Source organism: Amycolatopsis sp. NPDC050768 (assembly GCF_040654155.1).
GTDB lineage: Bacteria > Actinomycetota > Actinomycetes > Mycobacteriales > Pseudonocardiaceae > Amycolatopsis.
The window spans coordinates 88,892-114,059 of record NZ_JBFAHL010000025.1; the positions used below are offsets into that span (position 1 = coordinate 88,892).

At 69.3% G+C, this 25,168-nt stretch carries 23 protein-coding genes; 9 read left to right on the plus strand and 14 right to left on the minus strand.

Annotated elements, in window-relative coordinates; translation table 11 throughout:
• Window positions 1–24: 24 nt before the first annotated feature.
• On the minus strand, window positions 25–2,091 hold the full coding sequence (locus AB0H62_RS45495; RefSeq protein ID WP_220238219.1) for an acyl-CoA dehydrogenase: 2,067 nt from the start codon (window positions 2,089–2,091) through the stop codon (window positions 25–27).
• A 145-nt stretch (window positions 2,092–2,236) separates the two neighbouring features.
• On the opposite strand from AB0H62_RS45495, the gene kstR reads away from it, so the two are divergent.
• Window positions 2,237–2,866: a cholesterol catabolism transcriptional regulator KstR gene (gene kstR, locus AB0H62_RS45500; protein WP_220238218.1), complete on the plus strand. Its 630-nt coding sequence runs from the start codon at window positions 2,237–2,239 to the stop codon at window positions 2,864–2,866.
• A gap of 36 nt (window positions 2,867–2,902) precedes the next feature.
• Here the strand turns inward: kstR and AB0H62_RS45505 are convergent, their stop codons facing one another.
• From AB0H62_RS45505 to AB0H62_RS45520, 4 genes are read right to left on the minus strand one after another with little or no spacing between them, the layout of a single operon-like run.
• Complete coding sequence (locus AB0H62_RS45505; protein WP_220238217.1) at window positions 2,903–3,892, minus strand: TIGR03557 family F420-dependent LLM class oxidoreductase; 990 nt, start codon at window positions 3,890–3,892, stop codon at window positions 2,903–2,905.
• Between the two features lie 15 nt (window positions 3,893–3,907).
• Window positions 3,908–4,738 (minus strand): LLM class F420-dependent oxidoreductase, encoded by an 831-nt coding sequence (locus AB0H62_RS45510; RefSeq protein ID WP_360592385.1) that lies wholly within the window; start codon window positions 4,736–4,738, stop codon window positions 3,908–3,910.
• A complete protein-coding gene (locus tag AB0H62_RS45515; protein WP_360592386.1) occupies window positions 4,735–5,574 on the minus strand; it encodes an LLM class F420-dependent oxidoreductase in 840 nt (279 codons plus the stop codon). The genes AB0H62_RS45510 and AB0H62_RS45515 overlap by 4 nt, the downstream gene beginning before the upstream one ends.
• A gap of 19 nt (window positions 5,575–5,593) precedes the next feature.
• Complete coding sequence (locus AB0H62_RS45520) at window positions 5,594–6,424, minus strand: LLM class F420-dependent oxidoreductase (RefSeq protein WP_360592387.1); 831 nt, start codon at window positions 6,422–6,424, stop codon at window positions 5,594–5,596.
• A 106-nt stretch (window positions 6,425–6,530) separates the two neighbouring features.
• Here AB0H62_RS45520 and AB0H62_RS45525 point away from each other — a divergent pair, with 106 nt between their 5' ends.
• Complete coding sequence (locus tag AB0H62_RS45525) at window positions 6,531–7,235, plus strand: class I SAM-dependent methyltransferase (RefSeq protein WP_360592388.1); 705 nt, start codon at window positions 6,531–6,533, stop codon at window positions 7,233–7,235.
• A 25-nt stretch (window positions 7,236–7,260) separates the two neighbouring features.
• On the opposite strand, the gene icmF is transcribed toward AB0H62_RS45525, so the two are convergent.
• The gene (icmF, locus tag AB0H62_RS45530) at window positions 7,261–10,497 is read right to left on the minus strand and encodes a fused isobutyryl-CoA mutase/GTPase IcmF (RefSeq protein ID WP_360592389.1); all 3,237 of its coding nucleotides are present in this window, start codon (window positions 10,495–10,497) and stop codon (window positions 7,261–7,263) included.
• A 144-nt stretch (window positions 10,498–10,641) separates the two neighbouring features.
• Between icmF and AB0H62_RS45535 the strand changes: the two genes are divergently transcribed.
• From AB0H62_RS45535 to AB0H62_RS45550, 4 genes are all read left to right on the plus strand, one after another.
• Entirely contained in the window at window positions 10,642–10,986 is a 345-nt protein-coding gene (locus AB0H62_RS45535) for a metalloregulator ArsR/SmtB family transcription factor (RefSeq protein ID WP_220238211.1), read from the plus strand.
• The gene (locus AB0H62_RS45540) at window positions 10,983–11,426 is read left to right on the plus strand and encodes an SRPBCC domain-containing protein (RefSeq protein ID WP_360592390.1); all 444 of its coding nucleotides are present in this window, start codon (window positions 10,983–10,985) and stop codon (window positions 11,424–11,426) included. Before AB0H62_RS45535 ends, AB0H62_RS45540 begins: the two co-directional genes overlap by 4 nt.
• Complete coding sequence (locus tag AB0H62_RS45545; protein ID WP_220238209.1) at window positions 11,423–12,073, plus strand: DUF899 domain-containing protein; 651 nt, start codon at window positions 11,423–11,425, stop codon at window positions 12,071–12,073. The genes AB0H62_RS45540 and AB0H62_RS45545 overlap by 4 nt, the downstream gene beginning before the upstream one ends.
• 107 nt (window positions 12,074–12,180) lie before the next feature.
• Window positions 12,181–12,753, plus strand: coding sequence for a dihydrofolate reductase family protein (locus AB0H62_RS45550; protein WP_360592391.1), 573 nt, complete (start codon window positions 12,181–12,183; stop codon window positions 12,751–12,753).
• 29 nt (window positions 12,754–12,782) lie between these two features.
• Here AB0H62_RS45550 and AB0H62_RS45555 read toward each other — a convergent pair whose 3' ends face one another.
• From AB0H62_RS45555 to AB0H62_RS45570, 4 genes are read right to left on the minus strand one after another with little or no spacing between them, the layout of a single operon-like run.
• A complete protein-coding gene (locus AB0H62_RS45555; protein ID WP_220238207.1) occupies window positions 12,783–13,394 on the minus strand; it encodes an ATP/GTP-binding protein in 612 nt (203 codons plus the stop codon).
• On the minus strand, window positions 13,375–14,145 hold the full coding sequence (locus tag AB0H62_RS45560; protein ID WP_255637682.1) for a DUF742 domain-containing protein: 771 nt from the start codon (window positions 14,143–14,145) through the stop codon (window positions 13,375–13,377). The genes AB0H62_RS45555 and AB0H62_RS45560 overlap by 20 nt, the downstream gene beginning before the upstream one ends.
• Window positions 14,146–14,152: 7 nt before the next feature.
• Window positions 14,153–14,605, minus strand: a complete 453-nt coding sequence (locus AB0H62_RS45565; protein WP_220238205.1) for a roadblock/LC7 domain-containing protein — start codon at window positions 14,603–14,605, stop codon at window positions 14,153–14,155.
• Window positions 14,602–18,711, minus strand: a complete 4,110-nt coding sequence (locus AB0H62_RS45570; RefSeq protein WP_360592392.1) for a nitrate- and nitrite sensing domain-containing protein — start codon at window positions 18,709–18,711, stop codon at window positions 14,602–14,604. Before AB0H62_RS45570 ends, AB0H62_RS45565 begins: the two co-directional genes overlap by 4 nt.
• Before the next feature lie 979 nt (window positions 18,712–19,690).
• On the opposite strand from AB0H62_RS45570, the gene AB0H62_RS45575 reads away from it, so the two are divergent.
• Both AB0H62_RS45575 and AB0H62_RS45580 read left to right on the plus strand, forming a co-directional pair.
• A complete protein-coding gene (locus tag AB0H62_RS45575) occupies window positions 19,691–20,119 on the plus strand; it encodes a DUF485 domain-containing protein (RefSeq protein ID WP_360592393.1) in 429 nt (142 codons plus the stop codon).
• Window positions 20,116–21,714: a cation acetate symporter gene (locus tag AB0H62_RS45580; RefSeq protein ID WP_220238202.1), complete on the plus strand. Its 1,599-nt coding sequence runs from the start codon at window positions 20,116–20,118 to the stop codon at window positions 21,712–21,714. The genes AB0H62_RS45575 and AB0H62_RS45580 overlap by 4 nt, the downstream gene beginning before the upstream one ends.
• A 72-nt stretch (window positions 21,715–21,786) precedes the next feature.
• On the opposite strand, the gene AB0H62_RS45585 is transcribed toward AB0H62_RS45580, so the two are convergent.
• Window positions 21,787–22,383, minus strand: coding sequence for a DUF2079 domain-containing protein (locus AB0H62_RS45585; protein WP_360592394.1), 597 nt, complete (start codon window positions 22,381–22,383; stop codon window positions 21,787–21,789).
• Window positions 22,280–23,089, minus strand: a complete 810-nt coding sequence (locus AB0H62_RS45590) for a DUF2079 domain-containing protein (RefSeq protein WP_360592415.1) — start codon at window positions 23,087–23,089, stop codon at window positions 22,280–22,282. Before AB0H62_RS45590 ends, AB0H62_RS45585 begins: the two co-directional genes overlap by 104 nt.
• 293 nt (window positions 23,090–23,382) lie before the next feature.
• Between AB0H62_RS45590 and AB0H62_RS45595 the strand changes: the two genes are divergently transcribed.
• Window positions 23,383–23,790, plus strand: coding sequence for a hypothetical protein (locus AB0H62_RS45595; RefSeq protein ID WP_360592395.1), 408 nt, complete (start codon window positions 23,383–23,385; stop codon window positions 23,788–23,790).
• A 90-nt stretch (window positions 23,791–23,880) separates the two neighbouring features.
• On the opposite strand, the gene AB0H62_RS45600 is transcribed toward AB0H62_RS45595, so the two are convergent.
• Together AB0H62_RS45600 and AB0H62_RS45605 are read right to left on the minus strand one after the other, a co-directional pair.
• A complete protein-coding gene (locus tag AB0H62_RS45600; RefSeq protein WP_360592396.1) occupies window positions 23,881–24,354 on the minus strand; it encodes a hypothetical protein in 474 nt (157 codons plus the stop codon).
• Window positions 24,355–24,545: 191 nt separating this feature from the next.
• Window positions 24,546–25,109 carry a TetR/AcrR family transcriptional regulator gene (locus AB0H62_RS45605; protein ID WP_220238198.1) on the minus strand — a complete coding sequence of 188 codons (564 nt, stop codon included), beginning with the start codon at window positions 25,107–25,109 and terminating at the stop codon, window positions 24,546–24,548.
• Between the last annotated feature and the right edge of the window lie 59 nt (window positions 25,110–25,168).

Sequence of the window (25,168 nt, forward strand, 5' to 3'; positions counted from 1 at the left end):
TAGGGCAGGGGTACGACAAACGGGTCAGCGCGGGAGGCCCAGCACCCGCTCGGCCACCGCCGAGAGCAACACCTGGGTGGTGCCGCCGGCGATGGAGAGGCAGCGGGTGAGGAGGAACTCGTGGGACTGCGGGGAGTCGGGGAGCAGGTCCGGGGCGAGGTCGAGGGCGAATTCCGCGACGGACTGCCGGTGGCGGACGCCCAGGAGCTTCGCGACCGAGGACTCCGCGCCGGGGCCTTGGCCGTCGAGGCGGCGGAGGGTGGCGCGCAGGTCCAGGACGGAGCAGGCGCTGCCGGAGCCGATGAGGGCCCCGAGCCGTTCGCGGGTGGACGAGCCGAGCGCGGAGCCCAAGCCGATCAGGCCACCCACCAGAGCCTCCACACCCTCCCCCGCCGCGGAGCCCTTGCCGAGGGCCACGCGTTCGCCGGCCAGCGTGGTGCGGGCCAAGCGCCAGCCGTCGCCCGGAGATGCGACGACGTCGGTGTCCGGGACGAAGACGTCGTCGAGAAAGACCTCGTTGAAGACGCTCGCGCCGGTGATCTCGCGCAGCGGGCGCGTGGTGATGCCGGGTGAGCGCATGTCGACGAGGAAGTACGTGATGCCCTTGTGCTTGGGCGCGTCGGGGTCGGTGCGGGCCAGGCAGATGGCCCAGTCGGCCTCGTGCGCGAGCGAGGTCCACACCTTCTGCCCGTTGAGGCACCAGCCGCCGTCGACGCGGCGGGCGGCGGTGCGCAGCGACGCCAGGTCGGAGCCCGCGCCGGGTTCGCTGAACAGCTGGCACCACGTCAGCTCGCCGCGCAGCGTGGGGCCGGTGAACCGCGCGCGCTGCTCGTCGGTGCCGTGTTCGAGGATCGTCGGGACGGCCCACGCGCCGATCACGAGGTCCGGCCGGCGCACGCCGGCCTCCGCCAAGGCCGCGTCGATGCGCAGCTGCTCGGCGGCTCCGGCGTCCCGGCCGAAAGGCGCAGGCCAGTGCGGCGCCAGCAGTCCCGCGGCGGCCAGCGCGACACGACGGCCGTCTTCCGGCAGGGCGGCGATCTCCGCCACGAGCCGGGTGAGCTCCGGTGAGTCGTCCACGACCACGTCGAGCGTGTGCCGCTGCCCCGCCAGCGCGAGGTCGGCCGCGCGCTGCCGCCACCGCGCCGAGCCGCCGAGCCAGTGCCGCAAGGCAAGAGCGCGGCGCAAGTACAGGTGCGCCGGGTGCTCCCACGTGAAGCCGATGCCGCCCAGCACCTGGACGCAGTCCTTGGCGTTGTCCACGGCCGCGTCGAGCGCCACCGCCGCCGCGCTCGCCACCGCGACCGCGTGCTGCGAGCCGAAAGCCGCGGTCGCGGCGTCCCACGCCAGTGCCTCCGCCGCCTCGGCGCGGCACAGCATCTCGGCGCACAGGTGCTTCACCGCTTGGAACGCCCCGATCACCTGCCCGAACTGCTCCCGCACCCGCGCGTACTCGACCGCCGTCGTCAGGCACCACCGCGCGACCCCCGCCGCCTCCCCCACGGCCAGCGTCGCCGCGAAATCCGAGACGTCCGGCAGCTCCAGCACGTCCGCGACGGGCACCCGGTCGAAGTGCACCCGCGCGAGCGGACGCGAGAAGTCGAAGGGCGCCAACGGTTCCACGCACACCCCCGCGGCGCCGGGCGGCAGCAGCACGTGACCGCTCGGCACCGGCACCAGCAGCCACGCGCCCGCATCCGCACCCGGCACCGCTCCCGACGAACCCTGCAGAAACCCGTCGACACAAGGCGCTTCGAGCAGCACTGCCACCCGAGCGCCACCGTCCGCGATCGCCTCAACCACGTCCCCGTCACCGAGCAGCAGCCCGGCCAACGCCGTGCTCAGCAACGGCCCCGGGACCAGCGCCGAAGCCGCTGCAGCCAGCCCCGCCGCCAAATCCGTGACAGCGCCGCCGGCGCCACCCACCGACGGCGGCAACGCGACCCCGAACAACCCCAGGTCGGCGAACCGCGCGGGCAGCTGGGCGCCGGTCCCCTCGGCCGCGCGCACGGTCGCGACCGGATCGTGTACCCGGGCCCAGTCGTGGATCGCGGCGGCCAGCGCCGCCTGTTCGCCGGTGAGCGCGACCGCCATCGGGGCCTCCTCGCGGTACGGGACTACTCGCGAGTGTAGAACGTGTTACAGTTTTTCGGCCAGTGGGTCGGTAGTTGAACGTTTCGCCAGGGAAGGTACGCTGAACGCAGAACTGGAACGAGTTCCGCAAGACAGGAGAAGGCCGATGCCGGGCAAGGCGAAGGCTCCGGCGGCGAAGGCGCGCACCGGACTGGGCACGATCGGCGACGAGCTCGGCTCCGCGGCGCAGCGCGACCGCCGCCGCCGCATCATCGACGCCACGCTCGCGCTGGCCTCCAAGGGCGGCTACGACGCCGTGCAGATGCGGGCCGTCGCCGAGAGGGCCGACGTCGCACTGGGCACGCTCTACCGGTACTTCCCGTCGAAGATCCACCTGCTCGTGTCCGGCCTCGCGCGGCAGTTCGAGCGGGCGCAGGAGAAGCTCGAACGCGCCGCCATCCCGGGCGAGACGCCCGCGGAGCGACTGATGTTCGTGCTGGGGCGCAACACGCGGCTCATGCAGCGCGACCCGCACCTGACCGAGGCGATGGTGCGCGCGTTCATGTTCGCCGACACGTCCGCCGCGGCCGAGGTCGAGCTCGTCGGCCGGCTCATGGAGGACATGTTCGCGCAGGCCATGGGCATCGCCGAGCCCACGGAGTCCGATCGCGACATCTTCCACGTCGTCGCCGACGTGTGGATGGCCAACCTTGTGGCGTGGGTGACGCGCCGGGCGTCAGCCGCCGACGTCGCCCACCGCCTCGAGCTGTCGGTCCACCTGCTGCTGGACAAGTAGGGCCCGCAGGCCGCGGGCCCTACTCGGCTGAGGCAGTCAGGCAGTCAGCTTCGGCAGGACTTCCTTGCCGAACACGTCGAGGAACTGGTCTTGGTTGCGGCCGACGTTGTGGATGTAGATGCGGTTGAAGCCGGCGTCGACATACTTCTGCAGCGCCGCCCGGTGCACGTCCGGGTCCGACGAGACGACCATGCGGCCCTCGAAGTCCTCGCGGCGCACCAGCTTGGCCATCTGCGCGAAGTCGAACGGCGAACGCACGTCGGCCTTCGGGAACTTCATGCCACCGTTGGGCCACTGGTCGATGGCGTTGGCCCACGCGGTTTCGTCGTCCTCGGCCCAGGACAGGTGCACCTGCAGCAGCTTCGGCATCTCGTCGCCGTTCTTGCCGGCCTTCTTCGCGCCCGCGTTGAAGTTCTCCAGGATCCCCGCGAGCTTCTCGATCGAGGCGCCCGGCGTGATCAGCCCGTCGGCCAGCTCCCCGGTCTTGCGCGAGGTGTACGGACCGGCGGAGGCGATGTAGACCGGCGGCGGCGTGTCCGGCAGCGTCCACAGGCGGGTGGTGTGCAGCTTGAAGAACTCGCCGTTGTGCTTGACGTCCTTGCCCGTGAACAGCTTCCGGATCACCTCCAGCGCCTCGAACATCCGCCGCACGCGTTCGGGTGCCTCGGGCCAGTAGCCGCCGATGATGTGCTCGTTGAGCGCCTCACCCGAACCGATCCCCAGCCACGTGCGGCCCGGATACGTGGCCTCCAGCGTCGCCGCGGCCTGCGCCACCATCGCCGGGTGCAACCGGAACGACGGACACGTCACCCCGGGCCCCAGGTCACCGGTGGTGTTCTCTGCCAGCGACGCCAGCATGCTCCACACGAACGACGACTCACCCTGCTGCGGAACCCACGGCTGGAAGTGATCCGCCGCCATCTGCCCCGAAAAGCCCCGCTCCTCGCCCGCCTTCGCCAACCGAATCGACTCCCGCGGCGAAAACTGCTCCAACGCAGCCGCAAGACCGATCTGCACACCACTCACGCGAATTCCGCTCCTTCACCGGTACTTTTCGACGACCTCGACGAGGGCGTCGAGCCTGCTCAGGGTCTCCGCTTCGGGCCGCGTGCCGAGCAGGAACGTGATGCGCTCCACCCCGGCTTCGGCGTAGGCCTCCAGCAGAGCCTCGTTCTTGCTGCCCACCGCGAACATCGACACCGGCGTACCGGGGGCGAACTCGTCGCGCAGGGCCATGAGTTTCCCGACCCGCTCGGGCACGACCACGGAGTTCGGCATCCACACCCCGCCGTGCCGGGCCGCCCGCCGCGCCGCGTGCCGGCTGTTTCCACCGACGTAGATCGGCGGGTGCGGCTTCTGCGCCGGCTTCGGGTACGCGACGGCGCGGTCGAAATGCGTGAACTCGCCGTGGAAGGTCGCTTCCTCCGCCGTCCACAGCTGCTTCATCGCGTCCAGCCGCTCGTCGAGCAGCCGGCCGCGCGCGTCGGGATCGGTGCCGTGGTCGCGCATCTCCTCGAGGTTCCAGCCCGCGCCCACGCCGAACACCACGCGCCCGCCCGAGAGGTGATCGAGCGAGGCGACCTCCTTGGCCGTCTGGATCGGGTCGCGCTGCGCCAGCAGGGCGACGCCGGTGCCCAGCAGCAGCGTCGAGGTCACCGAAGCGGCGGCTGTGAGGGCCACGAACGGGTCGTACATCCGGTAGTACATCCGCGGGAGCTCCCCGCCCGCCGGGTACGGCGACTGCCGGTCGGCGGGGATGTGTGAGTGCTCCCCGACGAACAGCGAGTCGAACCCGCGTTCCTCGACCTCGCGCGCGAGCGCGTCGGGCCGGATGCCTTCGTCCGTGACGAAGCTGAAGATCCCGAACCTCATGACGCCGTTCCGTAGTCCGCCGCGACGCGCGCGAATTCGTCGAGCGCCACGAGGGTCTCCGCTTCGGGCAGCGTGGGCAGCTGCACTGTGTAGCGCTCCACACCGGCCGCGGCGAACCGCTTCACGAGCTCGGCGTCGGCGCCACCGCCGAAAGCGGTGACGGGCACGTCGGGGCGGCCTTGCTCGGCGAGCCACCCGCGCACGCGGCGGATCTCCTCGCTGCCCGTGAACGCGATCGGCATCCAGGCGTCGCCGTGGCGGACCAGCCGGCGCAGCGCCGCCGGGCTCGACCCGCCGACGTAGATCGGCGGGTGCGGCGTCTGCACCGGCTTGGGCCAGGCGAAGATCGGGTCGAAGTCCACGTGCTTGCCGTGATACTCGGCCTTGTCCTGGGACCAGATCGCCTTGAGCGCCTCGATCTGCTCGTCGATCAGCTCACCGCGCGTGGTCGGATCCGTGCCGTGGTTGGCCATCTCCTCGCGGTTCCAGCCCACGCCGACGCCCAGCGCCAGCCGTCCCCGCGACACCAGGTCGAGTGAGGCGACCTCCTTGGCCGTGTGGATCACATCGCGCTGGATCAGCAACGCGACTCCGGTGCCCAGCACGAGGTCCGACGTGTTCACCGCGGCGGCGGTGAGTGCGAGGAACGGATCGAGCGTGCGGTAGTACTCCCGCGGCAGGTCACCGCCACCGGGGTAAGGGGTTTCCCGGCTGACGGGGATGTGCGAGTGCTCGGCCAGGAACAGCGAGTCGAAGCCCCGCTCCTCCAGCGCCTCACCCAGCACGTCGGGGCGGATGCCTTCGTCGGTCACGAATGTGGAGATCCCGATCTTCATGAGATCATCGAACCACGGTTCACCGGTGGTCCGCCGCGAGCCGGGCAAGGTCGTCGAGCGCGGCCAGCGTCTCGGCTTCGGGCAGCGTCGGCAGCATGAACGTGTAGCGCTCCACGCCGGCTTCGGCGAAGCGCTTCACCGCGTCGGCGTCGGGCCCGCCCCCGAAAACGGTGAACGGCACGTCGGTGCGGCCCTGCTCGGCGAGCCATTCGCGCACGCGCTTGATCTCGTCGGACGGCGTCTGCTGGCGCGGCAGCCAGGCGTCACCGTGGCGGACCAGGCGACGCAGCGCAGCGGGGCTCTCGCCGCCGACGTAGATCGGCGGGTGCGGCGTCTGCACGGGTTTCGGCCAGGCGAAGATCGGGTCGAAGTCCACGTGCTTGCCGTGATATTCGGCCTTTTCCTGAGTCCAGATCGCCTTGAGCGCCTCGATCTGCTCGTCGATCAGCGCGCCACGAGTGGTCGGGTCCGTGCCGTGGTTGGCCATCTCCTCGCGGTTCCAGCCCACGCCGACGCCGAACGCCACCCGGCCGCGCGACACCAGGTCGAGTGAGGCGACCTCCTTGGCCGTGTGGATCACATCGCGCTGGATCAGCAGCGCGATGCCCGTGCCCAGCACGAGGTTCGACGTGTTCACCGCGGCCGCGGTCAGCGCGATGAACGGGTCCAGCGTGCGCTTGTACTTCTCGGGCAGGTCAGCGCCACCGGGGTAAGGGCTCTCCCGGCTCACGGGGATGTGCGAGTGCTCGGCGAGGAAGAGCGAGTCGAAGCCCCGCTCCTCCAGCGCCTCGCCCAGCACATCGGGGCGGATGCCTTCATCGGTCACGAATGTGGAGATCCCGAAGTCCATGCCTCGTTCTACCCGATGCGGCGACGCCCTATTCCCACCGCGGTTGACACCTCACCTGATCAGTCGGCACGATCAAAATCAGCACTTGTTGAAAAGGAGGTCCGCCATGAGCGCCGAGAACACCGACTTCGAGCAGGTGTACCAGGGACGGAGCCCGTTGGGCGGCACCGTGCCGTGGGACATCAAAGCCCCGCAGCCGGCGCTCGTCGCTCTCGAGGGGGCCGGCGGGTTCCGCGGTGAGGTGCTCGACGTCGGCTGCGGGCTCGGTGAGAACGCCGTGTTCCTCGCCTCGCGCGGACACCACGTGACCGGCGTCGACGGCGCCCCCACGGCCCTTCGCGAAGCACGGGCACGGGCCGCGGCGAAAGGGCTGGAGATCAGCTTCGAGGTCGCCGACGCCACCCGGCTGGAGGGCTTCGAGGGCCGATTCGACACCGTCCTCGACAGCGCGCTCTACCACTGCCTGACCGAAGAGCAGCGGCGCAGTTACGTCGCCGCGCTCGTCCGGGTCACGCGCCCCGGGGCGCGGCTGCACCTGCTCTGCTTTTCCGAAGCGGTGCCCGTGAGCTTCCCCGGGCCGTTCCGGATCGGCGAACGGAACCTGCGGGAGACCGTCGGCCGCGGCTGGCGGATCACCAGTTTGGACCCGGCGCTCTACACCACTTCCCTCACGCTGGAAGAGCTGCGCGACGCAGCGCGCACGATCCAGCCGGGCGAGGCCGGCGACCTCACCGCGTTGGACGAGCTGGAACAGGACGAACAGGGCCGGATCCGCGCGCCGGCCTGGCAGCTGGCCGCCGAACGCGCGTGACCCGGCCCTTTCGTTCGAAGGCGCGTCAGACGTTGCGCCGGTACTGACCGCCGACCTCGAAGAACGCGTCGGTGATCTGCCCGAGCGAGCAGACCCGCGCGGCATCCATCAGCACCCCGAACAGGTTGCCGCCGCGGGTCGCCGACTCACGCAGGGCCTTCAGCGCCTGCTGAGCGTCTTCGGCGTGGCGGTGCTGGAAGTCGGCGAGCCGGTCGAGCTGGGACTTCTTCTCGTCCTCCGTGGCGCGGGCCAGCTCGACCTCCACGTCCTCCTCACCCGCGTGCGGGTTGCGGAAGGTGTTGACGCCGATGATCGGCAGCGAGCCGTCGTGCTTCTTGCGCTCGTAGAGGATCGACTCGTCCTGGATCTTGCCGCGCTGGTAACCCGTCTCCATCGCGCCGAGCACGCCGCCGCGCTCGGAGATCCGGTCGAACTCGACCAGCACGGCTTCCTCGACCAGGTCGGTGAGCTCGTCGATGATGAACGAGCCCTGCAGCGGGTTCTCGTTCTTCGACAGGCCCCACTCCTTGTTGATGATCATCTGGATCGCCATCGCGCGGCGCACCGACGACTCCGACGGCGTGGTGATGGCCTCGTCGAACGCGTTGGTGTGCAAGGAGTTCGCGTTGTCGTACAGCGCGCACAGCGCCTGCAGCGTCGTGCGGATGTCGTTGAAGCTCATCTCCTGCGCGTGCAGCGAGCGGCCCGAGGTCTGCACGTGGTACTTGAGCTTCTGCGACCGCTCGTCGGCGCCGTAGCGCTCGCGCATGGCCACGGCCCAGATCCGCCGCGCCACCCGGCCGAGCACCGAGTACTCGGCGTCCATGCCGTTGGAGAAGAAGAACGACAGGTTGGGCGCGAAGTCGTTGATGTCCATGCCGCGCGCGAGGTAGGACTCGACGTAGGTGAACCCGTTGGACAGCGTGAAAGCCAGCTGCGAGATGGGGTTCGCCCCGGCTTCGGCGATGTGGTAGCCGGAAATCGAGACGGAGTAGAAGTTGCGCACCGCGTGCTGGATGAACCACTCCTGGATGTCCGCCATCATGCGCAGGCTGAACTCCGTGGAGAAGATGCAGGTGTTCTGCCCCTGGTCTTCCTTGAGGATGTCGGCCTGCACGGTGCCGCGCACGTTCTTCAGCGCCCACGCGCGCAGCTCGGCGGACTCCTCCGCGGACGGCTCGCGACTGTGCTCGGCGCGGAAGGCGTCGAGTTTCTGGTCGATCGCGGTGTTGAGGAAAAACGCGAGGATCGTCGGCGCCGGGCCGTTGATCGTCATCGACACCGACGTGTTCGGCGCGGTGAGGTCGAAGCCGTCGTAGAGCACCTTCATGTCCTCGATCGTCGCGATCGAGACGCCCGAGGTGCCGACCTTGCCGTAGATGTCCGGGCGGGTGTCGGGGTCGTGGCCGTAGAGGGTCACGGAGTCGAAGGCCGTGGACAGGCGCTTGGCCTCGGAGTCGGCCGAGAGCAGCTTGAACCGGCGGTTGGTGCGGAAGGCGTCGCCCTCGCCGGCGAACATGCGCGCCGGGTCCTCACCGTCGCGTTTGAACGGGAACACGCCCGCCGTGTAGGGGAAGTATCCGGGCAGGTGTTCACGGCGCAGGAACGAGAGCAGCTCACCGGATTCGGTGTAGCGCGGCAGGGCGACGCGCGGGATCCGGTTGCCCGACAACGTGTCGCGCCACAGCTGCGTGCGCAGCTCCTTGTCGCGGACCTTCACCACGAGCTCGTCCTCGCGGTACTCCTCCGACAACGCCTGGAACCGCTCCAGCAGCTTGGTGGTCTCGCCGTCCACATCGGACTCGGCGGCGGCGAGTAGTCCGTCGAGCGCGTCTGTGGCGGCGTCCACTGTGTCCAAAGCGACCTTCGCGGCAGCCAGGTGCTCGCGCTTGCGCACGGCAGCGACCTGCTTCTCGGTCTGTTCGTGGTAGCCGCGCACGGTCTCGGAGATCTCCGAGAGGTAGCGCGCCCGGTTGCCCGGGATGACCGTGCTCGCGTCGGTGGACACCTTGCCCTCGACGGCGGGCAGCACGCCGGCCGACACCGACAGCCCGCGCTCGGCGAGCTGGTCGCGCAGATTCTGGTACAGCGCGGTCACGCCGTCGTCGTTGAACTTCGCGGCGCTCGTGCCGAACACCGGCATGTCCTCGGGAGCCTTGTCGAAGGCCTCGCGGTTGCGCACCAGCTGGCGTGCGACGTCGCGGCGGGCGTCCTCGGCGCCGCGGCGCTCGAACTTGTTGATGGCCACGACGTCGGCGAAGTCGAGCATGTCGATCTTCTCCAGCTGCGACGCGGCGCCGAACTCCGGCGTCATCACGTACAGCGACTCGTCCACGTAGTCGACGATGCCCGCGTCGCCCTGGCCGATGCCCGGCGTCTCCACGATCACGAGGTCGTAACCCGCGGCCTTGCACGCGAGGATCGATTCGCGCATCCCGGCGGGGATCTCGCCGCTGGTGGTGCGGGTGGCGATGGAGCGGAAGTACACGGGTGAGCCGTCGAGGCAGTTCATCCGGATGCGGTCACCGAGCAGCGCGCCGCCGCCCTTGCGCCGCGACGGGTCCACGGCGAGCACCGCGATCCGCAGCTTGTCCTCCTGGTCGAGGCGGAAGCGGCGGATGAGCTCGTCGGTCAGCGACGACTTGCCGGAACCGCCGGTGCCGGTGATGCCGAGTACGGGTACGTGGCGCTTCTCGGCGGCCTCGGTGATGGCGGTGAGCCAGTCTTCGGGCAGTTTTTCACGCTGCAGCTGGGTGATCACCCGCGCGAGCGCCGGCACGTCGCCGGAGAGCACCTTGTCGACGGACACCGGCGGCTGAGCCGAGAGGTCCACGTCGCACGCCTTGATCATCAAGTTGATCATGCCCGGCAGGCCCATCTCGTAGCCGTCCTCGGGCGAGAAGATCCGCGCCACGCCACGCGAGTGCAGCAGGTCGATCTCCTCGCGGACGATCACGCCGCCCCCGCCGCCGAACACCTTGATGTGCCCCGCGCCGCGTTCGCGCAGCAGCTCCACCAGGTAGGAGAAGTACTCGACGTGGCCGCCCTGGTAGGCGGAGATGGCGATACCCTGCACGTCTTCGGTGATGGCGGCGGTGGCCACCTCGTCGACCGAGCGGTTGTGCCCGAGGTGCACGACCTCGGCACCCTGCGACTGCAGGATCCGCCGCATGATGTTGATCGAGGCGTCGTGACCGTCGAACAGGCTCGACGCGGTGACGAACCGGACCGGGTTCTCGGGGCGGTAGAGGTCGCTGCTCATCCCTCCAAAATACTTGGACTTCCTACTATTGGAAACCCGAGCGGCGGTGACGCAGGTCTCAAGCCGGTTCGTCGCGCGGTTGACAGGAGCCAGCTGGGAGCTATATTCAACCTACAAGTTAATTAACCAAGCGATTGAGTACCGATGGCCACTGATCAGCTCAGCACCACCTTCGCCGCGCTGGCGGATCCCACCCGGCGGGCCATCCTCGCCCGGCTCGCCCTGGGCGAAGCGACGGTGAACGAGCTGGCCGAGCCGTTCGAGGTGAGTCTGCAGGCGGTGTCGAAACACCTGAAGGTGCTGGAAGCGGCCGGGCTCATCACCCGCGGCCGGATGCGCCAGTGGCGCCCGTGCCGGCTCGAGACGAAGCCGCTCGCGGTCGTGGCCGACTGGGTGAACGAGTACCGGCAGTTCTGGGAGGCGGGGTTCGACCGCTTGGACGAGCACCTGCGGCTCCTGCGGGAGCCCCGGAAGGAGACCGAGTCATGACGCAACGGGACCTGACCATCACGCGCGTGTTCGACGCCCCACGGGAGCTGGTGTTCCGCGCGTGGACCGAGCCGGAACGCCTCGCGAGCTGGCTCGGCCCGGAGAAGTTCGCTGCCTCGGGAGTGACGATCGACCTGAGGCCCGGCGGCGCGTGGCGCGCGCGGATCCACAGCGACGAGTACGACGTCGAGCGCTGGATGCTGGGCGCCTACCGCGAGATCAGCCCACCCGGGCGGCTCGTGTTCACGTTCTCGTGGGACCAGCCCGATGACGTGGTCGGCGAGACGGTCGTGACCATCACGTTCACCGAGGTCGGCGACAAGACCGAAATGACGTTCCACCAGGCGCCGTTCCCGACCGAGGAAGAGCGCGCCGGCCACCAGGACGGCTGGAGCTCCACCTTCGAAAAGCTCGCCCACCACCTCAAGGAGGCCCGATGACCACCGCACTCCCCCGTGTCGTGTCCGCCCAGGACTGGCAGGCCGAACGCGATGCCTTGCTGGTCAAGGAAAAGGAACTGATGAAGGCGGCCGACCACCTGACGGCCGAGCGGCGCCGGCTGCCGATGGTGCGCTTCGACAAGGCCTACGAGTTCACCTCGGCCGAGGGCAGGAAGAGCCTGCTGGACCTGTTCGACGGCCGGCGTCAGCTGATCGTCTACCACTTCATGTTGCACCCGGGCGACGAAGCGGGCTGCCCCGGCTGCTCGATGGTCGTGGACAACGTGCCGCACCTGGCGCACCTCAACGCCCGCGACGTCACGTTCGTCGTCACCGCGCCCGCGACGCTGCCCGAGATCGAGCGCTACAAGGCCCGCATGGGCTGGGACCTGCCGTGGGTCTCGGCGAACGGCAGCGACTTCACCGAGGATTGCGGCGTCGGCCGGTTCTTCGGAATCAGCGTGTTCCTGCGCGACGGCGACGACGTCTACCGCACGTACTTCACCAGCGGCCGTGGCGCCGAGACGTTCCTGGCTTCGCACCGCTACCTCGACATCACGCCGTTCGGCCGGCAGGAGGCGTGGGAGGAGGAGTCGCGTGGCTCCGACGAGCCGGGCGGCTGGTGGCGCCGCCACGACGAATACTGACGAGCCGACTGGATTCTTTCGCCACCGATGTCCGGTCGCGGCAGCCCGCTCCGACCGTAGGCTGAACGGCGTCCGGCAGGGACGCCACTCGGTGAAGGAGCCTGGTCATGGGTGAGCTGGTGTACTACGTCCACGTTTCGGTCGACGGGTGCGTCGAGGGCCCGAACGGCGAGTTCGACTGGCCGCGGATGGGGCCCGAGCTGTCGCGCCACTCGCAGGAGCTCTCCGACCGTGCCGCCGTGTTCGCCTACGGGCGGCGGGTGTGGGACATGATGGCGGGCTTCTGGCCGCGCGCGGAGTCCATCTCGGACGATCCGCACGATGTCGCGTTCGCGCCGGTGTGGCGGAAGACCCCGAAGGTCGTCTTCTCGCGCACGCTCACCGACCCCGGGTGGGACACCGAGGTGCTCGGCGGCGACTTGACCGAGGAGGTCACGGCGCTGAAAGCACGGCACACCAAGGACATCCTGCTCATGGGTGGCGCCGACGTGCCCGCGCAGCTGAGCCGGCTCGGGCTGATCGACGAGTACCACGTGCTCGTGCACCCGGTGGTGCTGGGCGGCGACAAGCGGCCGTTCGCCGTCGACGCCGAGCGGCTAGGCCTGCGGCTCGTCGAGTCGCGCGTGATCGACGACGCCGTGGTGCTGCTGCGGTACCGCCGGGCCACCGAAGTGAAGTGACCCGGCCGCAGCAGCACTGAAGGACAGGGTCACTGGGCTTTGGCCGCCCGCAAGGCGATCCACTGCCGCATGGCGTACTCGACGAGCGTGATCAGCGTCTGCTTCGTCGACTCCCGGTCCCGTGCGTCACAGCGGACGATGGGGATGCTGGGGTCGATCGACAGCGCCTCGCGCACATCGTTGATGTCGTGCTCCAGCACCCCGTCGAAGGTGTTGACGCCGACGATGTACGGCAGGCCGCGGTCCTCGAAGAAGTCGATCGGCGCGAACGAGTCCGCCAGGCGGCGGGTATCGGCCAGCACGATCGCACCGATGGCGCCGCGCACCAGGTCGTCCCACATGAACCAGAAGCGCTGCTGGCCCGGGGTGCCGAACAGGTACAGGATCAGGTCGGCGTCGAGCGACACGCGGCCGAAGTCCATGGCGACCGTGGTGGTCGTCTTGTTCGGGGTCTGGTCGAGGTTGTCGATGCCGCGGCTCGCGTCGGTCATCATCGCCTCGGTGGTGAGCGGAACGATCTCCGACACCGAGCCCACAAAAGTCGTCTTGCCCGCTCCGAAGCCGCCCGCCACCACGATCTTCGCCGATGTCATGGTCGGGGGCGCGGTTTCCCGCGGTGCCTTAAAGCCGACGGAGTCCACTCAAAACCCTTTCCATCAACATCAAGTGTGCTTCGGCGCCGTCATTGCCCGAAATCGTCCGGTGCACGGTGACGAGGCCCGCGTCGGCCGCGTCACTGATCAGCACCCTGGCGACACCCAGTGGCACCCGCAGGATCGCCGCGATCTCGGCGACCGAGCGCGGGGTCCGGCACTCTTCCATGATCGAGATGCTCTCGATCTGTTCGGCCGCCGCCTCGGGGAAGCCCCCCGCGACGACGTGGTCATTGGTGGAGATCAGCGTCTCCAGCTCGAGCGCGTAGTTCGCCCGGGTCCGGCCGCCGGTGAGAGCGTACGGCCGCACGATCGACGTCTCCTCGGCCGGGTCCACCCGATCGGGTCGGTCCGGCCGGGTGAACGCGGCGGGCATCACGAACTCGCCGCTGGGCGGTCCGGGGTCGAAGAGCCCGCCTGGTCTAGGCCCATCCGCATCGGTACTCCCCGGTGGAGAGACTAGAGAGGTCACTCGATCTCCTAACTCGGCCGGCGGCACTGGCACCGCCGGCGGTTCCTCCGCCGCGTGTGCTCCCGCGGGCGGGGGTTCGGGGGACTGGGACTCCTTACCGGTCTTCTTCCGCTTCTTGCGCGAGCGGCCCGAATCGAGGCTGAAGCCATTGAGGAGGTCGGCGAAGGTGCCGTCGTCCTCACCGCGGGCAGCACCGGGAGCCCCCGCGCGCGGGGGTTCCTCGCTGTCTCCGGGCTCTCCGCCGAATAATCCGGGCCCCGTGCTCATCGCGTAATCATCCCACCGGTTCACCGATCAGCGACCCACCCGCGCCCTGCAGCTGCGCACGGAGTTCGGGGGTCAGGATCTGCCCGACGCGGTCCACGAGCATCGTCATCTCGTAGGCCACCTGGCCGATGTCGCAGTTTGGCGCCGCGAGGATCGCGAGGCAAGATCCGTCGCTGATGGACATCAGCACCATGATGCCGAGCTCCATCTCGACCACGGTCTCGTTCACCGCGCCCGCCTCGAAGCAGCGGGCCGCGCCCTGGGTGAGGCTCACGAGCCCGGAGGCGACGGCGGCGAGCTGGTCAGCGCGGTCGAGCGGCAGGCGGTTGGAGGCCGTGAGGAGGAGCCCGTCGGCCGACACCACCACGGCGTGCGCCACACCCGGGACCCGTTCGGCGAAGTCGTTGACCAGCCAGCCGAACTGGTTCTGCTGCGGCTGAGCCGTACTCGGCGAGGTCATTCACCCTCCAGTGTTTCGTGGTTGGTCTCAGTGGCCTGCCCAGTGCGGTGCCGGCCGCGCTGGATGCCCTGTTGGAAACTGCTCAGGCGGCCACGCACGTCGTGCGCGTCGCGGGTCGGACGAGGGTTCGCCGCTCCGGCGGGCGGCGGAGCGCTCCCGGGGAGCAACTGCTCCCCGCGGCGACGCCGGGGCAATCCTGCCGAAGTGAACGAAGAGGGCGTCGACTGGGACACCGATTGGACCGTCCGCCAGCCCTCGTCGGACCCGAAAGCCCACTCCGTGGCGGGTGTCCCGGCCGCGGCGGCCTCCAGGTTCGCCACCGCGGCGGGCACCTGGCCCGGGTCGACGGCCGGCGGTCCGGGCGGCAGGTTGCTGGCGGCGGGCCGCCGGGTGGGCAGGGCCTCGGGCGCCGCGGGGCGGCCGGGCACCTCGCCTTCGGGGCGACGCGTCGGGCGCGGGGTGGGCGACGGGCGGGTGGCCGTGCCATTGCCGTTGCTGCCATTGCCGTTGCTGCCGTTGCTGCCGTTGCCGTTGGTCTCGCTCGGGGTCGGCCACCCGCCCTGCGGGTCGAACGCGGGCGGCACCGGCTGGTCCACCGCGGGCTCGGGCTGAGCGGTGCGGGCCGCGCCGAACGCGCTCGCGACGCCGTGACGGTCCGGCCGGGTCTCGTCGTCCTGCTCGCGCTCGGCCGCGGGCGTTTCCGCCTGGGCCGCACCGAAAACGTTCGCGACGGCCGGGCGGTCGGTCACGGCCTCAGTGGATTGCCCAGTCTGCCCGGTCTGCCCGGTCTGCTCGGCCTGCGCGGCCTGCTCGGCGGCGTCCGCCGCGGCCACCGCCGCGTCGAGGGCACCGACGAAACCGGGGTACTCGGCCGTGATCTCGTTGTCTCCCACCGGACCCTGCTGGTCCGGACCACCGATGCCGAACGCGTACGCGACGCCCGGGCGGTCCGCCGGGGTCTCGCCGGCCTGCTCGGCGGCCGGGCCGAAACCGGGGGCCGCGAACCCGGTGCCGGGCTCGCCCTCGAGGCGGTTGAGCGCCGTGGCGCCCAGACCCTGCTGTTCGGCGACCGGATCGACGACCCCGTCGCGGACCTGCTGCCGGCCACGGTTCACCCCGCGCTGGAAGCTGGTGAGGCGACCACGGACGTCGGCCGGGTCGCGCACCGGCAGGCCCGGCGTGGCCGACTCCGCGGCGGGCAGCTGGTCCGGCGTCGCACTGCCCGGCATGAGCTGCTCGCCCCGACGGCGGCGCGGCAGGCCCGCCTTCGTGAACGCGGTGGGCTCGACCTGCGAGGCGGCCTGGACGGTGCGCCAGTTCTCGTCGCTCGCGAAGTCCCAGTTGCGCTCGTCCTGCTCCGGCGTGGTCACCGGGGCGACGCCGGGCTCCGGCTTCGCCACGTCGGCCGGCGGCTGCTCCCCCGGCTTCGGCTCGGTCTTCGCGCCGGCCTTGTCGTCGGTGTCCGCACTGGACTCGCCGGACTCGCCGGGCTTCGCGACCGGCTCGGCCGCGGGCTGGTCTGTACCGGTCTTGGCCGGCGGCTCGTCCGCGGGCGGCGCGGGCGAGCGGAACCAGACCGAGAGCATCTCGTCGAAGATCGGCGTGTTCTCGATCGTCGTCTCGGCGGCCGTGGGCGGCGGCACCTCCGACACCTTCTGCGCCGCCTCGTTCCACCACTCGCTCAGGGTGGTTCCGTTGGCGGAGAACAGGTCCTTGCCGGAGGGGAGCTCGCGTGCGCGCTCGTCGGCGGGCTCCGGGCGCGCTTCGGGCTCGGGCTCCGGACGCGGCGGCGGCACGTCGACGATCTGCGGCAGCTGCGGCAGCGGCGGCTTGGCCGGCGGCGCGTCGTCGCGCGGAATCGGGCTGAACAGCGCGGTCCCGGAGATCTCGAGGTTCGACGGCGGGCGCACGCCCGGGTCGACGGTGTGACCGTTGGCGAACCCCGCGAGGTCGCTCGCCGAGGGCCACAGCTGCTGCTCGTCGGCCCCCTGGTTCGGCTGCTGCGGCACGAGCGGGCGGTCCACGGCCGGGCGCGCCGAGCCGTTGACCGGGCGCTGGCGGCGCGGCAGGCCGCCGGGGCTCGCGGGCGGCGCGGCGACGCTACCGAACGGACCGGCCTGCTGCGGCGGGTTCTCCAGCGCGGCACCGGTCATGACCAGCTCAGGCGGAACCACCACGGTGGCCCGCACGCCGACGATGTCCTTGCCACCGTGCAGCGAGACGCCGATGCGGTGGCGCCCGGCGAGGCGGCCGACCACGAACAGGCCCATGCGGCGCGAGGTCGCGAGGTCGACCGAGCCGGCCTCGGTGAGGCGGCCGTTGGCCTCGACCACCTCGTACTCGTTCATGCCGATGCCCTTGTCGAGGATGTCGACGTTGAGCGAGCCGTCGTCGGCCAGGCGCGTCGCCACGGTCACCTGCGTCTCCGGCGCGGAGAACGCGGTGGCGTTGTCGAGCAGCTCCGCGACGAGGCGCTGGACGTCGCTCGCGGCGAACCCGACGATCTTCACCGCCGGCGGTTGCTGCACCGAGACCCGTTGGTACTGCTCGATCTCCGACACGGCGGCGCGCAGCACGTCGTGCGCGGCCACGGGCTGACCCGAGCGGCGGCCCGGCTCGGCGCCGGAGAGGACCATCAGGTTCTCGTTGTTGCGCCGCATCCGGGTGGCGAGGTGGTCGAGCTGGAAGAGCGTGGCGAGCTGGTCGGCGTCCTCCTCGTCGCGCTCCAGCCGCTCGATCAACTGCAGCTGGCGCTGCACGAGACTCTGGCTGCGGCGCGAGAGGTTGACGAACACACTGCTGTAGCCCGCGCGCATCGCGGCCTGCTCGGTCGCGAGCCGCAGCGCCTGGCTGTGCACCTTCTCGAACGCGCGCGCCACCTCGCCGATCTCGTCGGCCGCCCGCACGGGCACCGGCTCGACCTCGACGCTCTGCGCGCGGCCCTCCTGGATGTTGCGGACCGCGGCGGGCAGGTCCTTCTCCGCGACGTCGAGCGCGCTGCGGCGCAGCGTCCTCAGCGACCGCAGGATCTGGCGCGTGATGAGGAAGACGACGGCCGCGGCGGCGACCATCGCGGCGAACAGCAGCACCGCGAGCAGACCTGCGCTGCTGCTGGCGTCCTCGACCAGCGCGGCGGACGCGGCCGTGGCGTCGGCGCTCATGCGGTTGCCGACCTCGGAGAGCTGGCCGACCACCGCGTTGGACGCGTTGTTCCACTCCTGCGACTGGACCTGCGACAGCCCCTGGTCGCTCGTGGGGCCCTGCTCCCCGAGGACGATGCCGACCATGCGCTTGCGGTCGTAGGCGGTGTCGGGCTTGAGCGTGCTCTCGAGGTCCTGGCGCTGCGGCGCGGTGGAGGCCGCGTTGAAGTCGTCGATGCGGTCGTCGTAACGCAGTTCGGCATCGCGGACGTCGCTGAGCTGCTGCGCTTCCAGCGTGTGCTGGTCGATGCCGTAGGACACCAGCGCCTGGCTGACCGAGACCTGTTCCTTGGCGGCCTCGAGGTCATGCAGGGCGTTCGCCGTGCCGCCGAGCGCGTCGGCGCTGGCACCGGCGGCCACCGCGGTGTCAGCGCCGATGAGGGCACCGGTCACGGCGTTGTAGTCGCCCACCGCCTCGGCGGCGTCGAGCAAACCGGCGCCGACCTGCTGGCGGATCACAGCGATCTCGTTGACCTGCGCGGTCGCCGAGTTCACGGCACCGGACACACTGGACTCGGATCCGCCGACGCGGTTCGCCGCCGTGATGAATGGTTCGACCGCGGCGTCGGTGGCCGCGCGGGCGGCTTTCAGCTCGGGCGTGACGCCTGCGGTGCCCGCGGTGAGCTGCGCCGCGGTGAGCGTGCGCTCCTTCTGCAGGCCGTCGGTGAGGTTGCGCAGCTGGGTGCTCAGGCCGACCAGCTTGTCGATCCGCTCGTAGTCATCCGAACGGCTGACCTGTCCCACGATCGCGGTAATGCCCAGCACCAGCGCGAGGACGATGGGGACCAGCGTCACCGCCGAGAGCTTGACCGGAATGCTCCAGTCACGCCAGCGCAGCGCCGCTCGCCAGCCCGAGGACCGGCTCGGTCGCCGGGGCGGGCGGCCGAGCAGCTTCTCAACGGGCACCTGGCCATCTCCTGCAACGGTCACGAAAGTGACTCCCTGTCCCGCGTCGTGGCTGCTCGTGGGTGGCTTCCGGTGCTCCCGGAATGGTCCACGGCATTCCGCCGACCCGCGCGATCGACCCCGTGAGGACACGACCGTGCAGACCTCGCACCGTGATCACCGGCGTGCTGCTTCCCGGGACTTTGCACGTGCACGGCGCAAGTTGCGTACTGCACGGCGGTGGTCGAGGTCAACTTGTCTGTGCCTATCGATCGCTGCGGTCAGCTGGGCCAAAGAATCGTACACCAATCCCGGCCGGGGATATTGTCTTCCGCTTCGCACGGCTGACCTGGGAAAAGTCGATTCGGCCCAGGCCGCGGGCCGGGGATTGGACCCCGGGCGGGGCCGAAGAGGGAATTCCGGTTACCGGTTGCTCCGGGTCACGGCGTCCGGCGGTCACCCGATTAGCCCACGCAGGGTAGTCGGATCTCTCAGAGGATCTACGCTCCGTGCCCCCATCGGGTGGGCCACCCCCAAAGATGAACCCGATGTTGTGGTCTGGCAGCAACTCGCCGCCCGACCCGGTGATTTCTTTCGCGATCCGTCACCGGCCTGCGAATCCTCGCCCCGACCCCACCAGAGGGACGCCGGACCGGGGCGCCGGCCCCGCATTTTGACTACCCCGTGTCACGGTATTCGTCCGATCATTGTCCGCAACTCAACCATTTGCCGCAGCGTTCCTCAGCTGCGACAACGTGGCGTGACATAAGCTCTCACTATTACGAGTGATCTGTTCGTGATCTTCATTGAAGGTGTCGTTTTCGCACATTTCCAGCCGGAAAACGAATTCCGGAGACCCTTCCGGAGAACCGGCTTTTTCTCGGGCGAGACGCCGTCGTTACTATGGCCGCCTCCCAGTCCGCAAGGGCAGACCGGGTGCCGCTCGAACGAGAGGCCCCGACCCGGCCACCGCCACGGACGCAAGTTGCCGGAGGCAGCCATGCACAACGTCGCGAACACCCCCGCGGCGAGCACCCCGCTCGAGGAGACCGGACAGCTGCCGGCCATGTTCGCCCGCGAGGGCGTGGAGCCGCCGCCGTCGACCCGGCGCGGTCCCGACTACGACCTCATCCAGCGCAGCCCCGAGTTCACCGCGCTGCGCCGGCGGTTCCGCAGATTCGTGTTCCCGATGAGCGCCGGCTTCTTCGCCTGGTACCTGACCTACGTGGTGCTGGCCGCGTACGCGAACGGCTTCATGAGCACCCGCGTGTTCGGGCTCGTCAACGTGGGCATGCTGCTCGGCCTCGCGCAGTTCGTGACCACGGCGCTGATCACGCTCGTCTACGTCCGGTTCGCGAACCGGGAGGTGGACCCGCGGGTCGCCGAGCTGAGGGAACGGGCCGCCGTGACGGAAGGAACCCGCCAGTGACCACCACCGAGCTCGCCGAGAGCGTGCCGGCGAGCAACCCGCTCGTGAACACCGGGGTGTTCGCGCTGTTCGTCGCGATCACCCTGTTCGTCGTGTACCGCGCGGGCCACCGCGGCAAGAAGACCACCGCCGACTACTACGCGGCCGACAGCGCCTTCACCGGGCGGCAGAACGGCATCGCGCTCTCGGGCGACTTCCTGTCCGCCGCGTCGTTCCTGGGCATCGCGGGCGCCATCGCGATCCACGGCTACGACGGCTTCCTGTACTCCATCGGCTTCTTGGTCGCGTGGCTGGTCGACCTGCTGCTGATCGCCGAACTGCTGCGCAACACCGGCCGCTTCACGATGGGCGACGTGCTGAGCTTCCGGATGAAGCAGCGCCCGGTACGCGCGGCGTCGGCCACCTCGACGCTCGTGATCTCGTTCTTCTACATGCTCGCGCAGATGGCGGGCGCCGGCGGTCTCGTCGCGCTGTTGCTCAACGTGCACTCGCGGCTGGGCCAGTCGCTGGTCATCGGGGTGGTCGGCCTCGTGATGGTCGTCTACGTGCTCGTCGGCGGCATGAAGGGCACCACGTGGGTGCAGATCATCAAGGCGAGCATCCTGCTCGTGGCCGCCACGCTGATCACCGTGTTCCTGCTGGGCAAGTACGGCTTCAACTTCTCCAACCTGCTCACCGCGGCCACGGACAACAGCCCGATGGGCACCAGCCTGCTCGAGCCGGGCGGCTCGTACGGCGGCAGCGGCACCACGCGCCTGGACTTCGTGTCGCTGTCGCTCGCGCTCGTGCTCGGCGTCGCGTCGCTGCCCCACGTGCTGATGCGCTTCTACACCGTGCCCAACTCGCGGGAAGCGCGCCGCTCGGTGGTCTGGGCCACCGTCTGCATGTTCGTGTTCTACCTGTGCACGCTGGTGATCGGCTTCGGCGCCGCGGCGCTCGTGGGCACCGACGAAATCAAGGCCGCACCCGGTGGCGAGAACTCCGCGGCCCCGCTGCTGGCCCTGCACATCGGCGGCACGCTACTGCTGGGCATCGTCTCGGCCGTCGCGTTCGCCACAATCCTCGCCGTGGTGGCGGGCCTGACGATCACCGCGTCCGCCTCGTTCGCCCACGACGTCTACGCGAACATCTTCAAGCGCGGCGAGGCCGAACCTGCCGACGAGGTCCGCGTCGCGCGCCTGACCGCCCTGGTCGTCGGCGTGATGGCAATCCTCGGCGGCATCCTCGCCAACGGCCAGAACATCGCGTTCCTCGTGGCGCTCGCCCTGGCGGTCGCCGCGTCGGCCAACCTGTCGACGCTGCTGTACTCGCTGTTCTGGAAGCGGTTCAACACCACGGGCACCCTGTGGAGCATCTACGGCGGCCTCGCGGCGTGCCTGATCCTGGTGTTGTTCTCCCCGGTCGTGTCCGGCGCCGCCGACTCGATCTTCAAGAGCGTGGACTTCCACTGGTTCCCGCTCAAGAACCCGGGCCTGGTCTCGATCCCGTTCTCGTTCCTGTGCGGCTTCATCGGCACGATGGTCGGCCGCTCGAAGGCGGACGAGGCCAAGCACGCCGAGATGGAGGTCCGGTCCTTGACCGGCATCGGGTCTTGACGGACTTGCAGCGGTGAGAGGGGGCGCGTCCCGGACGGGGCTCGCCCCTTTTTCTTGTTGGGACGACAGCGATCACCCGGCGCGACGCAGCACCTCGACCACGCCGTCGTCGACAACAACGCGGTAGCCGTCATCGGCCAAGTGAGTGAGCTGTTGTTGCTGCTGCGCTGCCGGCGCGGGCCACGGTACGAACGGCTTGGCCGCGACGATCCACTCCGGTAGCCGAGTGCGGTCGGACAGGGGAAACAACATGACGGTGTCGCGGTTCGTCAAGTGGGGCGCCAGACGGTTGCTCGCCGCGACGAGGACGCCGTCCGGAACCCGGGCGAGAGCGTCGTTCACCAACCGGATCTGAGCGCTGGTCCACAACGGCTGAGGTACTTTCGGCACGAGGTGCAGCACTGACCAGGCTGCCATGGCGCTTGCACACACCGGCACGAGGCCGGACATGATCACCGGCAGCCGGGCCCGGGCGCGTAGCCGGCCGAGACCGTCGAGTGCGGCGAGGAAAATGATCGGCACCAGGACCGCGTCGTAGTGGAACCCGGTTTGCCAGTAGAGGGTGTCAGAGGACGCGAACCTCCACGCGAGTGTCGGCAAAGCCAGGATCGCAAGCGGCGAGCAGACAGCCAGCAACGCTGTCGGTGCGAGCAGCACCAGGAGTGTCACTGCCTTCGTGAGAAGTCCGGCACCGAGCGCAGCCGCGTCGAACTTGTCGCCGAACGCGTAGTGACCGGACGCGCTGAGCGCCGGCAGCACGACGAGCACCAAACGCGCTGGTCCCGATGCCGACGAGGACGGTCATACTCCCGAGCACCAAGCGACGCTTCAGGACGAGATAGACGCCGACGGCCGCGACGGTGACCGGAAGATCTTCCTTGACGAGAATCAGGGGCAGCGCGCACAGCACCGCCGCGTTCCACCGCCCCGAGAGCAGGTGTTCTCCACAGAGGGCGACGAGCGGCACCGCGAAGCAGATCTCGTGGAAGTCGAAGCTCGCAGCCGTCAGCAGCCCGTAGGAGAGGACGTACCCCACCCCGGTGACCGTCCCACATCTCTGACCCAATTGGCGGATCGCACATCGGGTGACCGGGATTGCCGACGTGGCGAGCAGCAAGGACTGAACAACCAGCAGGGTTTCCGGCCCACGCCATAGTGCGTAGAACGGGACCAAGACGACCAGGATGGGGTGGAAGTGGTCGCCCGGCAACAGATATCCCGGCGCGATCAAGTCCGAGACCGGCGATCTGCCCTCTGTGTAGCTCCGAACGGCTTGTTCGAAGATACCGAGGTCGTAACCTCCGGTCTGGAACTCGGCGTGCCGGAGCAAGGCCCAGCCGGCATACCCCGCGAACCCCACCGCAGCGACGAGCACCGGTGTCAGCCGGGCAAGACGAGGCCGGGTCGCTGAGCCTTCAGTCGCGAAAGCGGAGGACAAAGCCGAACCCGTCGTCGCAGCAGCCAGCCCCTCGGACTCCACCTCCCGGCTCAGGCCGGCGTTCGCATCGTGAGAAACCGGCAGCCTCGGATGCTGTCTGTCACGCCGGTGACAATGACCCGTCCGGTGGGCACCGCCCATTCCACCGTCGTGAACCCCCTGTCGCTGACGGCACTTCCCGTTATTGCGACACCGTCCACATTCACCTGCATCGACTCGGGCTGAACGTCGTGCAGATTTCGGAGGAACTCCTGCGAGCGCGCCTGCTGCGGCATGCGATCCTCGTCGCCCGGACGAGCGAAGTAATCATTGTTCAGGAGAAACTCCGAAAGCGTCGTCCGCGCGACATTGCCGAATGTTATGCGCGGACCATCCGCACCGTGGTCTCACATATTTCGAACCTGAAGAACTCGCGCAAGCGCTTGATCTCGATAGATCACGTCGAGAAACACCGGGAAACCGTCGATCCGGTCCAGCCCGATCCAAGAATCCACAGCATTCTCAACGCGTTCGGCGACCACGACGGGCGCACCGAATTCGGTCAACTTTTCCTGTGGGGCGGGGGTCGACCCACTCGGTCGACCCCCACCGTTTTCACTGAACATAAGATTCATGCTATCAGCAGACGCGGATCATGACAGGACAACGGCATCCGCCTGCGGGCCCCCGGAGAAGCAGACACGCCCGTCGCTGAGCAGCACACTGCTGTAGGGAGTGTCGAGCGTGAATTACGCGGGACCAGGCGTCAGGCCTCGCACTTCACGCTGCCCGTCCCAGTGGTTCTGACCTGTTCCGATGTCGAAGTTCACCTCACTGGCGCCGCCTTGATCCACCAGTGTCGACCCCCAGTTGCCGCCCACGACAGTCCCGTTGAGCGCGAAGCCGGTCACCACATTGAGTGATCTCGGAAAGCCGTGGTTCTCGATTCCGATGTAGGACATGCCGCAGTCACCCGGCATCTCGACACAGGTTTGCACCGACTTCCGGTCAGCCCTCGCGACACATTGCACGCCATTGACGTCCGTTGCCACCTCGAATCCGTGAGCCTTGGCCACGTCGGCCCGGAATCCAACCTGCTTCAGGCTCGCCTTCGAGATCGAAGTTCGAGCGGCTTTGACCGAGGCGCCGGCCGGCGCGACACTGACGGAAAGAACAACCAGCGCACCCGCCAACAACAAACTGATTCGCTTGATAGACACCATGACTCCCCACCTCAGGTATTAACAACCCAATCAGGGCGCCAAGAAGTAAAACAGCCGAGAACAGTGCAGACTGTCATGGAATTAAGTCAAGCCCCTCCCCGAGCCCTCGGAACCAGTCTATCGAAAGGAAGAATTAGGGCAACGAATCGAATGGGTGATAACGCGAACCATGCGACTACGGGGCGCGAAGTTCACCCGCGCAGGCCGTCCATCATCACCTTCATCAAGCGGGCCGCGTCCTCCTCCGAGGCGTTCTTCGCGGCCGTGCCGATGCCGTGGCCGAGGCGCAGGACGTCGATGCCCGAGACGTCGGCTCGGACGTCACCGGTGGCCTGGGCCGCGGCGACCAGGTCGCCGCACGCGGTGCGCAGGCGGGTCTGGCACCAGAGGAACGTCTCGGAGCCCGAGTCGATCGACGCCTTGAGCAGGGCGGCCAGGCCGTGGCGCTCGATGACGTACGCGACCTGCTCCCCCAGCCACGCCTGGAGCGCCTCCCACGGCGGCAGCTCGGCGGTGAGCACGGCGGCGCGCGAGGCGAGCTGGTCGATCTCGTCGCGGTAGACGGCTTCCATCAGCTTCTCGCGCGTCGGGAAGTGGCGGTAGAGCGTGCCGGCGCCGACGCCGGCGCGCTTGGCGATGTCGTCGAGCGGGACGTCGACGCCGTGTTCCGCGAAGGCGTCCTTCGCGGTCGCGACGATACGGTCGTAGTTCCGCTTCGCGTCCGCCCGCATCGGCCGCGCTGCCTCCGCCGTCATCCACGCACCTCCTCGCACCCGGCTCCCCAGAAAACGGAGAGATTCTCCGAATTCCCTTG